General features: G+C 64.8%; 12 protein-coding genes. 6 read left to right on the forward strand and 6 right to left on the reverse strand.

Annotated elements, in window-relative coordinates; all coding sequences use genetic code 11:
- Positions 1 to 8: 8 nt before the first annotated feature.
- Positions 9 to 221 (reverse strand): hypothetical protein, encoded by a 213-nt coding sequence (locus tag AC5RV1_RS02730; protein ID WP_493993445.1) that lies wholly within the window; start codon positions 219 to 221, stop codon positions 9 to 11.
- Positions 222 to 495: 274 nt separating this feature from the next.
- Here AC5RV1_RS02730 and AC5RV1_RS02735 point away from each other — a divergent pair, with 274 nt between their 5' ends.
- Complete coding sequence (locus tag AC5RV1_RS02735; RefSeq protein WP_493993446.1) at positions 496 to 1878, forward strand: glycosyltransferase family 87 protein; 1383 nt, start codon at positions 496 to 498, stop codon at positions 1876 to 1878.
- 64 nt (positions 1879 to 1942) lie between these two features.
- Positions 1943 to 3163 carry a glycosyltransferase 87 family protein gene (locus AC5RV1_RS02740; RefSeq protein WP_493993447.1) on the forward strand — a complete coding sequence of 407 codons (1221 nt, stop codon included), beginning with the start codon at positions 1943 to 1945 and terminating at the stop codon, positions 3161 to 3163.
- Position 3164: 1 nt separating this feature from the next.
- On the opposite strand, the gene mptB is transcribed toward AC5RV1_RS02740, so the two are convergent.
- Complete coding sequence (gene mptB / locus AC5RV1_RS02745; RefSeq protein WP_493945630.1) at positions 3165 to 4787, reverse strand: polyprenol phosphomannose-dependent alpha 1,6 mannosyltransferase MptB; 1623 nt, start codon at positions 4785 to 4787, stop codon at positions 3165 to 3167.
- 322 nt (positions 4788 to 5109) lie between these two features.
- On the opposite strand from mptB, the gene AC5RV1_RS02750 reads away from it, so the two are divergent.
- Positions 5110 to 6639, forward strand: coding sequence for a SulP family inorganic anion transporter (locus AC5RV1_RS02750; protein ID WP_493993448.1), 1530 nt, complete (start codon positions 5110 to 5112; stop codon positions 6637 to 6639).
- A gap of 5 nt (positions 6640 to 6644) precedes the next feature.
- On the opposite strand, the gene AC5RV1_RS02755 is transcribed toward AC5RV1_RS02750, so the two are convergent.
- Positions 6645 to 7796 carry a GGDEF domain-containing protein gene (locus AC5RV1_RS02755; RefSeq protein ID WP_493993449.1) on the reverse strand — a complete coding sequence of 384 codons (1152 nt, stop codon included), beginning with the start codon at positions 7794 to 7796 and terminating at the stop codon, positions 6645 to 6647.
- Positions 7797 to 7939: 143 nt separating this feature from the next.
- Between AC5RV1_RS02755 and AC5RV1_RS02760 the strand changes: the two genes are divergently transcribed.
- Positions 7940 to 8176, forward strand: a complete 237-nt coding sequence (locus AC5RV1_RS02760) for a zinc-ribbon domain-containing protein (protein WP_138606428.1) — start codon at positions 7940 to 7942, stop codon at positions 8174 to 8176.
- Positions 8177 to 8245: 69 nt separating this feature from the next.
- On the opposite strand, the gene AC5RV1_RS02765 is transcribed toward AC5RV1_RS02760, so the two are convergent.
- Positions 8246 to 8890 (reverse strand): hypothetical protein, encoded by a 645-nt coding sequence (locus AC5RV1_RS02765; protein ID WP_493993450.1) that lies wholly within the window; start codon positions 8888 to 8890, stop codon positions 8246 to 8248.
- Between the two features lie 410 nt (positions 8891 to 9300).
- Here AC5RV1_RS02765 and rsgA point away from each other — a divergent pair, with 410 nt between their 5' ends.
- Together rsgA and AC5RV1_RS02775 are read left to right on the forward strand one after the other, a co-directional pair.
- A complete protein-coding gene (gene rsgA, locus AC5RV1_RS02770; RefSeq protein WP_493993451.1) occupies positions 9301 to 10473 on the forward strand; it encodes a ribosome small subunit-dependent GTPase A in 1173 nt (390 codons plus the stop codon).
- A 129-nt stretch (positions 10474 to 10602) separates the two neighbouring features.
- On the forward strand, positions 10603 to 11628 hold the full coding sequence (locus AC5RV1_RS02775) for a LacI family DNA-binding transcriptional regulator (RefSeq protein ID WP_493945624.1): 1026 nt from the start codon (positions 10603 to 10605) through the stop codon (positions 11626 to 11628).
- A gap of 3 nt (positions 11629 to 11631) precedes the next feature.
- On the opposite strand, the gene AC5RV1_RS02780 is transcribed toward AC5RV1_RS02775, so the two are convergent.
- Entirely contained in the window at positions 11632 to 12675 is a 1044-nt protein-coding gene (locus AC5RV1_RS02780; protein WP_493993452.1) for an arabinan endo-1,5-alpha-L-arabinosidase, read from the reverse strand.
- 1 nt (position 12676) lies between these two features.
- The gene (arfA, locus tag AC5RV1_RS02785; protein WP_493945623.1) at positions 12677 to 14227 is read right to left on the reverse strand and encodes an arabinosylfuranosidase ArfA; all 1551 of its coding nucleotides are present in this window, start codon (positions 14225 to 14227) and stop codon (positions 12677 to 12679) included.
- Positions 14228 to 14291: the final 64 nt, after the last annotated feature.

Below are 14291 nucleotides of genomic sequence, written 5' to 3' on the forward strand. Positions count from 1 at the left end.
TGCCGCGGCTACCAGGCCTGGTGCTCGCGGGTGAGGCCAAAGGGGACGGTCTCGCTGAGGGCAACCGTGAACTTGTCCACGCCGTGCCGTGTCACCAGGATGCCGTGGCGCTTCTCAGCAAAGGCGTGGGCCTTGGCGGCCGTGACGGCGGCGTCGAGCTGGCTGTCCATGCTCTCGCGGTCGGCGACGGTCAGGGTCAGTGGGAAGTTGTGAGCGGTCATGGGTCTAGCCTTAGTGTTTTAGGGGTGGGACAAAACATCGGTCCGCTCCCCCAAGCTACCAACGCGCAGGGCATCTTACTGCCCAATTCATGATGCCCTAGCATCGCCCAGCCAGCAACTTGAAAAATCAAGTAACAAAGAACCGCAGGTCAGCGGCCCCCACTCCATCAGGCAAGCACCACAATTACGGGCCCCGAGGCATGGTCAATTAGAGTTGATGGGGAGTGGAAGCTGTTTTTTCAACGCTTCCAATGCCCCGGAGAAGCCTCCCGGCATGACCCGTGCACCATTGCGCAACGACCTTGCTGTGCAACGACCTGACAAGGATTCCGCCATCTCCACCGACGTTTTCTTCGGCAATCTCACCCGGATCCGCAACCTCCTCATCCCGGCGTCCTTCCAGTCCCGGCTGAATACCGGACGGGGATTGCTGGCCGGATTCATCGTGGTGCACCTGGTCTTCCTGGTCTTCGCCGCTTCGCTTTCGCTGCGCGGCGAGGCCTTCAGCGACACGTTTATCTACCGTGACTGGGCCATGGCCGGGTTTGACGACGCCAACCTCACCGGCGGCCCAAGCCCCTGGGTCTACCCCATCCTCGCGCTGATCCCCATGGCCATCGCAGGCGTTGCCGGTCCCGGGCCGTTCTTCTTCCTGTGGGTCCTGATGACCACAGTGCTCAACGGCTGGGCCCTGCTGAAACTGACCAACCGGGGCCGGGACCGCCAGGCCATCCCCGCCGGCTGGTGGTGGCTGGCCTTCACCTTCCTTATGGGCTGGCTCGGCTTCGCCCGCGTGGACGGCCTCACCGCGCCGCTGGTCCTGGTGGCCCTCGCCTACGGCGTGGGCCGGCCGTTCATCGCCTCCGTCCTGCTGGCCATCGGCACCTGGGTGAAGGTCTGGCCGGCCGCTGTCATGCTGGCCCTGTTCGCCGTCGTCAAGAACCGGATCCTGGTGGTGCTTGCCGGAATTGCGACGTCGGCGGTTGTGGTTGCGCTGGCCGCTTCGGCAGGCAGCCTTCCGAAGCTCCTGAACTTCCTCACCCAGCAGGGCGACCGCGGCATGCAGCTCGAAGCCACCTTCACCACGCCGTGGCTCTGGCTGTCCGTCCTGAACATCGGCGATTCCCGCATGTACATGAACACGGACATCAACTCCATGCAGGTGGACGGCCCCGGCACCGCCGTGATGTCCGTGCTGATGCAGCCCCTCCTGATCCTGGCCGCCCTGCTGGTGGCCGGCCTGACGTTCTGGGCGCTGCATAACGGCAACCTGCACAACGGCAACCTCACCGGCGGGGTGGACCGCACCGAACTGCTCCTGGCTGGTGCACTCACCCTGGCCACCGCGTTCGTGGTCTTCAACAAAGTGGGCTCGCCGCAGTTCATGGTGTGGCTCGCCCCGGCGGTCGCCGTCGGGCTGGCCCACAGCTGGCGCGAATGGCGGGTCCCGGCGGCCATGCTGATCGTCATCGCTGTGGCCACCTACTTCATCTACCCCCTGTTCTACGACGCGCTCAGCCACAACAACCCGTGGATGGCCCTGGTGCTCACCATCCGCAACGTCCTCCTGGTGGTCCTGTTCCTCTGGAGCGTGCGGCGCCTCTACTCGCTGGGCAAAAAGACGCCTGCAGCCGCTCCCGCGCTGAAGGAGTCCTAAGATTTCCACGAAGTTCTTCGACGGGCTGTCCAGCGTCCGCACGAAAATCGTTCCCGCAAAGGTCGTGGACTGGTTCGCGCGGCCGTCCAGCGTGTGGTGGGGTTTCGCGGTGGTCCATCTTTACTTCCTGGGCTGGATGGCGTCCTTCTTCCTGCACGGCGAGACCTTCAGCGACACCGAGCAGTACCGCCAGTGGGCCACGGACGGCTACAACCCGGAGAACCTCGACGGGAAGATCAGCCCGTGGGTGTACCCGGTGCTGGCGCAGATCCCCATCTTCCTCGCGAACATCGCCGGACCAGGGCTGTACCTCCTGGCCTGGTTCCTGATCATCACAGCCCTCAACGCCGTCGGGCTTGCCTTCCTCACCCGGGGTCCGCGAACGGCGAGCGGTGTGGCCCCGGCCTGGTGGTGGCTGTTTTTCACCGTCTTTATGGGTTACCTCAGCTTTGCGAGGGTGGAGGGCATTACCGCGCCCATCGTGCTGATTGCCCTCCTGTATGCGGCGCAGCGGCCGGTGGTGGCGGGCATCCTGCTGAGTATTGCCACCTGGATCAAGGTCTGGCCGGCCGCGGTGCTGGCGCCCATCGTTATCGCCAGCCAGAAACGGATCCAGGTGGTCCTTTCCGGGGTGGTGGTAACGGCGGTTGTCGCCCTGGGAACGTGGCTGTCCGGCGGGCTGCCGCACATCATGGACTTCCTCACCAACCAGGGCGAGCGCGGCATGCAGCTCGAAGCAACCTTCTCCACGCCGTGGGTGTGGCTGAGCGTCTTCAACATCGCCGGTTCAAAAATGGCTGACAACACTGCCATCAACTCCACCGAGGTCTACGGCCCGGGCGCCAGCACTGCGGCGTTCCTGATGCAGCCGCTCCTCATCCTCGCGGCGGCGGGAGCGGCTGTCCTGCTGGTCCGCGCGATGAACCGCGGTGCCGAACGCGAGGAACTGTTCCTGGAAGGTTCCCTCATGATGGTCACCGCGTTCATCGTGTTCAACAAGGTGGGTTCCCCGCAGTTCATCATCTGGCTGGCGCCGGTGATCATTGCCGGCCTCACCCATGACTGGAACCGCTGGAAGGTTCCGGCTGCCTTGCTGATGGGGATCGCCATGACCACTTTCGTGATCTATCCCCTGTTCTATACACCGCTCATTCATGCCCACCCGGTGATGGCAGCCATCCTCACCACCCGCAATGTGCTTCTGGTGGTGCTGCTCTGGTGGTCGGTGCAGCGGACAGCCGAGCTGGGCAGGAAGTCCCCTGCCGCAGTACCGGCCGGAGCTTAGCTCAGCGGCTTCCGAGCTGTTGCCGATCGGGCTGTTCAGCGCGGAGGCGGCGTACCTCACGCCTCGCGGTGATCCAGTTCAAGCCCCGCCTTGCGAGGTCCAGCGGCTTGCCTTCAATCAGCAGTTTTCGTGTATGCACGTCGAGGAATAAAAGGTAGAACGTGAACCCCAGGGCAGTCACGAACGCCAGCGATGAGGCGTCGATGGGCAGCTCAACAAAGGACCACACGGAGAGCTGATCCTGCGCCCCGAACACCACAAAGAAGGTGACGCCCACGTACAGCGACCGGATCTGCCAGTCATCCCGAATGCCGGTGACAGCCAGGAACGGCAGGAACCACAGGATGTACCAGGGCTGGATGATGGGTGACAGCATCACGACGGCGGTGAACGCCAAGGCCATCCGGCGCACCGCCCGGGAGTAGTCCCCGCGGAACATCAACAGCAGGACCAGCGCGATGGCCGCATATTTCATGCCCGTCCGGAGCAGGGTGGCAAACGTCCCGCCCGGCAGCCCCAGCACATTGGCCAGGAACTCCACCTGCTGGCCCAGGAAGCCTGACGGCGAGTAGCCGGTATAGCCGGGAGTGGGATCCATGATGGCCCAGGTCCAGCCCAGTCCCAGGTTGTACGGGATACCGCTAACGGCCAGGACGCCGAAGCTGATACCCGCCGTCGCGCCCCAAATGAGGAACTTGCGCAGCCAGGAGGCAGAGGGGCCCGCCCACATGACCCCAATGAACGGCAGCAGGAGCACAGTGATGGGTTTGATGCCGATGGAGGCGGTGACCAGGAAGATGCCCAGCAGGTAGCGCCGCGTTGCCGCGAAGTAGACGCCGGCGACGGCGAGCCCCACCATGAGTGCGTCATTGTGGGCGCTGGCGATGAAGCTGATCAGGAACAGGGGATTGGCCACGGAGATCCACAGTGCACGGGCACCGTTGATGCCGTGCAGCTCCGCCAATTTCGGCACGTAGATGACGCAGAGGAGGACGCCGGCGCCGGCTAGAAGGCGGAAGAGCAGCACGGAAACATCGGGCTGGGCTCCGGTGAGCCCGACGACGGCGCGCGCCAGCCACAAAAAGTACGGACCGTAGGGGGTCCTGTTCTCCGCCCACGCAGGATCTGCCCCGAGCGAGAACCAGTTGTTGAGCGTGGAAATGCCCACCTCATACGGGTTTTGGCCCTCCATCACCAGCCGGCCCTGGCCTGTGTAGGCGTAGACGTCGCGGGAAAAAACCGGTACGCAGAAAAGCAGCGGCAGGGACCAGGCAGAAATGGCGATAACAACGGACCGAAGGGACGATATGCCCCAATCAGTCAGCCGTTGCCCCAGCCGGAGCCACGATCGCATCAGCACCATTGCTCCCACCGTCAGCAGGATGGTGGAAACCGTCACTCCCCAGCCTTCTGTACGGAGCGCAATGACCACAGGCTGGCGGATCATCGGCGAGCCGTTGGCGATCCAGCCGGTGCCGATGGAACCGACGAACATCATGAGGGCGCCGAGGAACCCCTCAATAATGGCCACGTAGGCGCGGCGCTTGACGGGCTCGGTGACGGCGGTTGCCAGCGAGCCTGGCTGGCTTTCCGACGTCCCGAGGTGTGCACCGCCTGCCGTCATGATTGTTGGTCCCCTACTTCGTTACGGCGCTGGTTGCACCAGCGAAAAGGCCGCCCTGCAACCCCGCCATTTTACCAGTCGAGCTTCCAGCTGCTTCCGGATGACGGGCCGCAGGAAGCCACAGTTTGACAACATGCGCACGTGCAGGCTCCCCCGCGGCTCCGCGTAAAGTTGGAGAGTCCGGGCGCCGCAAACCGCTTGTGCCCCGGCCGACTCTTTCACTCCGGCGCAAGGCAGCGCCTTCCTTCCTGACCACCCACCTCCCTGCGAAGGCGCGCGCCTCCCCTGCTGCCGCGTTTCGATACCCGATTGGAGCCGGACCATGGCTGTTTCCACCGCCGAGAACAGGGCGCCCTCGCCCCAGCAACTGCAGTCTGTGCGCGCCACACTGCGCTCCCCGCGGCGGCTTAGGACGGAAGCCCTGGCCGGGTTGGTGGTGGCGCTGGCGCTCATTCCCGAGGCCATCGCGTTCTCGGTAATTGCGGGCGTGGACCCGCGAATCGGCCTCTTCGCCTCCTTCACCATGGCGGTGACCATCTCATTTGTGGGCGGCCGGCCCGCGATGATTTCGGCCGCAACCGGGGCCGTGGCGCTGGTGATTGCTCCGCTGATGCGCAGCCACGGCCTGGACTACCTGATTGCGGCAGTCATCCTGGCTGGCGTCTTCCAGATCATGCTCGCGGTAGCCGGTGTCACCCGGCTGATGCGTTTCATCCCTCGTTCCGTCATGGTGGGATTCGTCAACGCGCTGGCCATCCTGGTCTTTATGGCCCAGTTGCCGGAGTTGATCGGCGTCCCCTGGCTGGTCTACCCCCTCGTCGCCACCGGCCTGGTCATCGTGGTGGGGCTGCCAAGGATGACGACGGCGGTGCCCTCACCCCTGGTTGCCATCGTGGTGCTCACCCTGGTCGCTGTACTCGCGGGCGCCGACGTGCCAACCGTCCATGACAAGGGCCAGCTGCCGGAAAGCCTGCCCGGCTTCTTCCTCCCGAACGTCCCGTTGACCTGGGAGACCTTCCAGGTCCTGGCGCCGTTTTCGCTGTCCATGGCGCTGGTGGGACTGCTCGAATCCCTGATGACCGCCAAGCTGGTGGACGACATCACGGACACGCGCTCCAACAAGACCCGGGAATCATGGGGGCAGGGCGTTGCCAACATCGTCACCGGGTTCCTCGGCGGCATGGGTGGCTGCGCTGTGATCGGCCAGACGATGATCAACGTCAAGGGCTCCGGAGCGCGCAGCCGCGTATCCACCTTCCTCGCCGGCGTCTTCCTGCTGGTCCTCGTGGTGGTGCTGGGTGACGTGGTGGGCCTCATCCCCATGGCAGCCCTGGTAGCGGTAATGATCTTCGTTTCCGCCATCACCTTCGAATGGCACTCCATCGCCCCACAGACCCTGCGGCGGATGCCCAAGTCGGAAACCGCCGTCATGCTGATCACGGTGGGTGTGGTGGTGGCGACACACAACCTGGCCATCGGCGTCGGCGTCGGAGTGCTAGCCGCAATGGCAATGTTCGCCCGGCGGGTGGCGCACTTTGTCACCGTTGAGCGGACGGTCCTTGAGATCAACGGCGAGAATGTTGCCACGTACACGGTGGACGGCGAGCTGTTTTTTGCCTCGTCGAACGATCTTTACATGCAGTTCGAGTACGCCCTCGACGCGGAGCCCGAGATCAGCAGGGTGGTGGTGGACCTGCACGCCTCACACCTGTGGGACGCCTCCACCATCGCCGTGCTGGACGCCGTGACCGAGAAGTACCGCCGCCACGGCCGGGAGGTGGAGCTGCTGGGCCTGAACTCGGCCAGCGTCCAGATGCGCGAGCGGCTGGCCGGAAAGCTTAACGCAGGCTGACCGTCCTAGCGCATCCGGTCGCTGCGGGCGACGCGGTTCCTGCCCAGTGACTTTGCCGCATACAAGGCGCCGTCCGCCGTGGCGATGAGGTCCTCCACGTCCCTTGTGCCGGCGTCGTAGGTGGAAATCCCGTAACTGACCGTTGGCATCTCCATCCCGTCCACCGATGGTGCCGCCGCCAGGCGCCGGCTGATCTCCTCGGCGATCATTTCAGCCCGCTCCGCGCTGGTACCGGGCAAAAGAAGGACAAATTCTTCCCCCCCGTACCTTCCCACCAGGTCCGTGGAGCGGACTGTCGCCGTGCAGGCGTCGGCGAAGGCCTTCAGGGCGAGGTCCCCCGCGGCGTGGCCGTACGTATCGTTAACGGATTTGAAGTGGTCCAGGTCGGCCAGGATGAGGGTGCCGGAACCTCGGGTGATGGCACGGTCCGCCAACTGCCCTGTGGCCAGGTCCAGGAAGGCTTTGCGGTTAAGGAGCCCGGTGAGGTCGTCGCGGGAAGCCACCATGCGCAGGGCCCTGGTCTGCTGTTCGTTGCTGAGGGCGGCCATGCTGAATGACACCACCACCAGCAGCACCATTGTCACCAGCGTGGTCGCGGCGGAGCCGAAGACGGTGACGAACGTCGTTCCGTTCTGGCCCTCCAGGACAAACGCCACCCAGCGGAAGAAGTAGAAGATGGCGAGTCCTCCGGCGGACACGGCCATGGGAATCCGGGCACGTGAATAGCCGGGCTCCAGGCGCCACAGCTCCCGGGACCCCAGCCCGATGGTGATGCTCATCGCGGCGAGGAACACCGGCCCGCCGGACCAGGTGTTGGTGGCCGGGTTGTCCATCACGGAGGCGACCAAAGTAACCAGCGGGATGCCGGTGAACGCCCACTTCGGCGGCGGCACTGTCCGCAGCGAGCGCGCGCCGGCCCAGACAGCCACCCCGCCGTGTACCAGCAGCACGTTGCCGGCCGGGTTGGCCCAGACCTGGTGCGCCGTCCCGTCCAGCAGGAAACAGGCAGCCCCAGTGAGGAAGAAGATGAGGGCCAGGCACCACCAGCCACTGTACGGTGAGCGCGTGATCCGGTACGCGGAGAAGTAGAAGAGGAACACAAGAACCAGGGCCATCAGGCCAAACGCAATCCTCAGCGTGGCGGTATCCAGAACCATGTAACCGAAGTCCCCCTGATGCCGAAGAGCGCGCTGACCCCCAGTATTACACCGGCCGGGGAGCATGTCAGGCTATCCCCAGGACCTTTTCCAGGGCTTAGGGTTGTCAGATAGCCCGCAGGACAAACCCGAAAGGCAAACCCATGCTCCTTCTCTTTGGTTTCAAGACAGTGCTTAAGGCGCTCCCCGGCAAACCTGCCACCTGCCAGTACTGCCGCTCGTTTGTTCACCACCACCTCGAGGAGCGGGCCACCAAGTTCACGCTCTTCTTCATTCCGGTGTTTACTACGTCGCGGTCCTACCAGATCACTTGTACGAACTGCGGCTACGTCTCGCGAATCTCCGCACGGGAAAAGCGGGCACTGGAACTCCAGCGCTAAGACCATACCGTTGCCCGTTCGTTCCGCCGGTGAAGCGCACCAAAGCCCGGAAACACGGGCTGCCGGCCGCTACTTCACGGGGCGGGCAACTGTCTTCTCTTTGCTTACCATCGAGGCGAGCATCCCGTAGTACGCCGGCGTGCCCGGCGAAACCACAGTTTGAGCCCCCAGTTTTACCGTGCCGGTGGAGGAGACGGGCCGGCTCCTGGTATCTGCCGACGAGACAAAACGAACACCCGCCGAAGCGGATTGGGATTTCACGCGCGTCCTGTCCGCTTCAGCCGTGGCCCGAAAGGACAAATCGGCCGTCAACTGCGAATTCACTGAATTGCCGGGGTCTGCAAAATTCGTGAATTCCATGGACATCTTCAGGCGCCCTCTGGACAACCCGTTTGGAGAGTCCATTTCCAGGGTCAATGTCTCCCCAAATCCGTTAATCAGCGTGGTGCCTGTACAGGTGTTGTCCTGGGTGACCGATACAAAGCCCAGCTTCTCAGGGGCGGTTGCTCCGCGGACCGTGAAGACGCTGCCGAACACGCTGACCGTCGTCCGTATACATCCATCCGTGTGGTCAAATTCCGCGGTCATGGCCTCCCCTGTCGCCACGGTTTTCGTGATGAGACGCGACTCCCCCGCGATGCCCGGTCCCGCACCAGCGAGCTGACCGAAGAGTGTCCCGGCTAGAGCCAGAACTCCGAGTGCTGTCTTGTTCATGGCGCCTCTTTCCCAGCCCGAGAGTCCTCAAGATCCTCGGATCGTAGAAGCGCGAGGCTGGGAAAACATTGGAACGGCGCCGCGCGGGCTGTGGCCAGCCCAGACGGCAAGACAAACTCTGGTGGATATGGATACCCGCAGCTAGAGTAGGAGCGGATCCGCGACTGCACGCAGGTGTGGCCGTCCGCCAGCCAGTTAGGCTTCGGAATTGAGGGACTTGATACCAGTCCCGTTTTCGGGAAAGGGAGGTGTTTTCGATGACTGTCACAGCCGCGCGCCCAACGCGCTCCGCACCCATCATCCAGACCCTTCCCCTGTACCGCACCGGCCCCGCCTGACCTCACCGCGGAGCGCCCAGCACCAAAGCCGAAAGCAGCCACTGCGGAGGGGCAATACCCCGAGGTATCACAGTGAAAACATCTTCAGGCAGCGCCCTGGACAGCATCAGCACGCCAAGCAACAACACGTCGAGCACTTCGGCTTCAACCAGCAAGGGCCCTGTCCCCTACGGATATACGCCCGCCGTTGCCCGGCACTTCCAGAATCATGCCCTCCCGGACGCAACCGAGCCGGGACGGGTGGTCCGCGTGGACCGCAACCTGTTACTGGTGGCAGCTGGCGCGGACCTCCTGCACCTGCCCTATCCGCTGACCGGCGAAGCAGCAGTCACCGGAGACTGGGTCTGGATCGGACCCAACCGGGCCGGCCGGCGCCAGATCCTGGGCGTCCTTCCCCGCCGCTCGGAGCTCAGCCGCAAGCGCGCCTTCGAGGACTCCTCCGCGGCGCAGGTCCTGGCCGCGAACATGGACATGGTAGGCGTGGTGGTGCCGGTGGACCGGCCACTGACGCACAACCGGCTGGAACGCACCCTCGTGGCGGCGTGGGACTCCGGCGCCACTCCCCTGGTGATCATCACCAAGGCGGACCTCGCCGAGGTGGCGGACGACGTCGTCGGCAAAGTCATGGTGCAGGCCGCCGGCGTAGACGTGGTGACCACATCCGCGGAGAGCGGGGACGGCATCGACGAACTGCTGGCGCACATTCCGGCGGGCGGCACCATCGTCCTGCTGGGACCCTCCGGCGCCGGAAAGTCCACACTCATCAATGCGATGGTGGGCCGCCACGTCCAGGACACCGGCGAGGTGCGGGCCGGCGACTTCAAGGGCAAACACACCACCACGTCGCGGGAACTGGTGCCGCTTCGGAACGGGACGGTCCTGATGGACACGCCCGGCGTGCGGGGCTTCGGATTGTTCGACGCCGAGGACGGCATCGGCGAGATGTTCGGCGACGTCGAGGAACTGGCGGGCCGGTGCAGGTTTTCGGACTGCGCCCACCAGGGCGAGCCCGGCTGCGCCGTGCAGGAAGCCATTGCCGGCGGCGTGCTGGAGGAACGCCGCTGGCACAACTACCTGAAGCTGCAGCGTGAGCTGGCCGCCCTTGCCCGCCGGAGCGACGCCGCGGCGCAGCGCGCCTACCAGCGGGAGTGGCACCAGAAGGTGGTGTCGGCCGGGAAGTCCCAGCGGTGGGCCGAGCGGGAGACAGCAGAGCGGAAGGACCGGTCGGGCCGGAAGCGGCGTTGAGGAGGCGGGCCGCCCAGTTCTGTGTCATGGGCGGCCCGTTCCTGGCGCATCCTGCACACGAGTTATCGATTCAACGTTGTAAAATCGCAGGTACTGGCCTGCGGGCCGCGGCAGGAGCAGGGGGCAGGGATGGCGGCGACTCTTCACGACGTGGCCCGCGTGGCAGGCGTGTCCTTCAAGACCGTCTCCAACGTGATCAACCACCACCCCCATGTCCGGGACACCACCCGCGCCAAAGTGGAAAAGGCGATCGCAGAGCTGGGCTACCGGCCCAACCTGACCGCCCGAAGCCTGCGCTCCGGGCACACCGGGGCCATCACCCTGGCGCTGCCGCAATTGCGCCTTCCCTATTTCGCGGAACTGGCCGACGCCGTGATCGAAGCGGCGGCGCAGCGCGGGCTGGTGGTGCTCATTGAACAGACCGGCGCCGACCGCAAGCGAGAGCTGGAGGTGATGGCCAGCCCCAGGCTCAAAATGTCCGACGGCCTGATCTTCAGCCCGCTGGCACTGGGCCAGGAAGATGCGGACCTGATCAAGGCTGACGTGCCGATTGTCCTCCTCGGCGAGCGCATCTTCGATAGTTCTTCAGACCACGTCACCATGCAGAATGTTCCGGCCGCGCGGGCCGCTACCGAGCACCTGCTGGACCTCGGCAGGAAACGCATTGCCGTCGTCGGCGCCCATGAGGGCGAGGTCATAGGCTCCGCGGGGCTTCGCCTGCGCGGGTACCGGGAGGCGCTTGAGGCCCGGGGCATCCCGTACGACGACGGGATCGTCGCCTACGTGGTGGACTGGCACCGGTCCAACGGTGCCGCAGCCATGCACGACCTCCTGGACCGCGGAGTGTCCTTCGACGCCGTCTTCGGCCTGAATGACACCCTTGCCCAGGGCGCGGTGCGTGTCCTGCAGGAAGCAGGCTACCGGGTCCCGGACGACGTCGCCGTGATTGGCTTCGATGACCTGGATGAAACCCGCTACACCCTTCCCACCCTGAGCACTGTTGATCCCGGCCGCACGGAGATCGCCGAGACCGCCATCCGCATGCTGCTCGAGCGGATCAAGGACCCTGCCGGAACACCGCCCCGGGAAGTCGAGACGGCGTTCCGCGTGGTGGCAAGGGAATCGACCATGGGCAGCGCGGCCGGCGCCGCGTAGACCCTATTCCCACCGCGCACTGGGCCAGCCGTCCTCCCACTCCAGCCCGGCAAGGCCCAGGCGGAAGGCGCCGTCGAGCTCTTCCGCGTAGTAGTGGAACGCCAGCGTATTGCCGGAAACGGACTGTCCGCCCGGCCCCACGCGCCCGCCGTCGGACGCCAGGAGGGGCGTGCCGCCGCCGTCGAGCAGTTCCTTGCCCTCGGCATCCAGGTACGGACCGGTGATGCTGTCCGACCTGCCCACGGCGATGTTGTACGTGCTCTCGAGCCCCTGGCAGCAGAAGTCGCGGGAGAAGAACAGGTAATACTTGCCGTCGTGCGGGAGGATGTACGGCGCCTCGATTGCGTTGGGCGGCGCCTTCCGGTCCGCGATCGTTAGTGGCTCTTCCGTCCCGGCGCGCAGGCCAGTCGGCCATTCAAGCTCCACCAGCTGCAGTCCCGTCCAGAAGGAGCCAAAGGACAGCCAGGGCGTGCCGTTTTCATCCTCGGCGATGCCCGGATCGATGGCGTTGAACCTCTCCCCCTTGGAGGAGATCACCTGCCCCTGGTCCACCCACTCGTAGGCCGGGTCGGCAGGGTCAAGTGTGGTGTTCGTGGCCAGTGCGATCACCGAGAGGTTCTTCCCGAACGTCGACGCCGAATAGTAGAGGTACCAGGTCCCGTCATGCTCGTACAGTTCCGGTGCCCAGAGATTGTCCACGCCAGGCACCGCTTCCTTGAGCCACGCGGGTTTGTCCGGCCACACCTCGCCGGCATACTCCCACTTCACGCCGTCGTCTGAGCGCCGCACCTGGATGTTGCCATCCGCCACCTGCCCGCTCCCGGTGGAGTAGATGAACCAGGGTTTGCCGTCCTCCCCCTTGACCAGCGCGGGATCGTGCGTGAAGAAGTCACCGCTGAGTTCGGCGGCAGGGCCTGCCTTTGGCGCAGGTGGCAGTGCACCGCATCCCGTCAGGACAAGGACGACGGCGGCCAGCACCGCCGCCAGCCGCGCCGCTGTCCATCGAACAGCAGGGCGGCTGGCAGCGGGCCTGCCTGGCTGGGTCACGTCAGCCAAGCGCGACGGCGGACCAGGACACCGGTGGAAGCGTCACGGTGAGAGTGCCTTCGTCCAGGACGGCGCCGTCGAGCTGCTTCAGGCCCACGCGGTTCTGGTCCTGAAGGGTGTTCTTGGCGTAAACGTCCTCATCGTGCAGGGTCACGGCCTCGGTGATCGTCTTCGCATTGAGTTCGGCGACGTTGATGGTCACGTCGATGGCCTCGGTCTGGCTGCGGTTGACCAGGAAGACGGCCGATTCTCCGGTAGCGGCGTCGGTGGTTGCCACCGAGTCCACCAGCGGGGCTTCCCCGTACACCGCCGTCGTGTAGGTTCCGGCCTCGATCCTGGGGCGGAGCACTTCGCCTTTCGCGAGGCGGGACGTGACGGAGAACGGGAAGAAGGTGGTCTGCCGCCAGGTGTCACCGCCCGGTTCGGTCATGATGGGCGCGATCACGTTGACCAGCTGGGCGAGGGATGCGGCGGCAACCCGGTCGTGGTTCTTCAGGAGCGTCATCAGCAGGTTGCCAAACACCACGGCGTCGGCCACGGAGTAGGTGTCCTCGAGCTGGCGCGGCGCGTGCGTCCATTCCTCGTTGACCTCGTCGGAAGCCTGGTGCTCGTCCAGGTACCAGATGTTCCACTCGTCGAAGGAGAGCTGGATGGTCTTTTTGCTCTTGAGCTTGTGCTTGACGTGGTCGGCGGTGGCCACCACTGTCTCGATGAAGTACTGCATGTCCAGCGAGGACGCCAGGTAGGAGCCGAGGTCGCCGTTGCGCTCCTGGTAGTAGGCGTGGCAGGAGATGTAGTCCACGTAGTTGTAGCTGTGCTCCAGGACTACCCGCTCCCACTCACCGAACGTGGGCATGGAGGATCCGGAGGAGCCGCAGACTACGAGTTCGAGGTTCTTGTCCGCGGTCTTCATGGCGGAGGCGGTGCGGGCGGCGAGCTTTCCGTAATCCTCGGCGGACATGTGGCCGATCTGCCAGGGACCGTCCATCTCGTTGCCCAGGCACCACATGGTGATGTTGTAGGGATCCTTGGCGCCGTTGGCGATGCGCTGCTCGCTGAGTGCGGTCCCCGAGGGGTGGTTGGTGTATTCCAGCAGGTCGAGGGCGGCTTCGATGCCGCGGGTTCCAAGGTTCACCGCCATCATCAGCTCCGAGCCGGTGAGCTTGCACCAGCGTGCGAACTCATCCAGGCCCACCTGGTTGGACTCGAGCGAGTGCCAGGCGAGGTCACGCCGGACCGGGCGCTGGTCGCGCGGGCCAACGCCGTCCTCCCAGCGGTAGCCAGAGACGAAATTGCCGCCCGGGTAGCGGATGGTGCTCGAGCCCAGCTCCTTGACCAGTTCGATGACGTCCAGCCGGAAGCCGTCCTCGTTGGCGGTGGGATGGTCGGGCTCGTAAATGCCGTCGTAGACGCAGCGGCCAAGGTGCTCCACGAAGGAACCGAAGATGCGTCGGCTGACAGGTGCCACAACAGCGGCCCTATCGATAGTGACGACGGTAGGTGCCACAACGGCCAGTTCCGTCTGGTCGGCAGCGGCTGAGGTGATGGTCATTGGTTTGTTCCTGTTCTGTATAACGTTGTAGAAGTTGAAAAATCAGGTAGGAGCGGGTGGTTAT

The sequence above is a fragment of the Arthrobacter sp. Hb9-2 genome, from assembly GCF_059091165.1.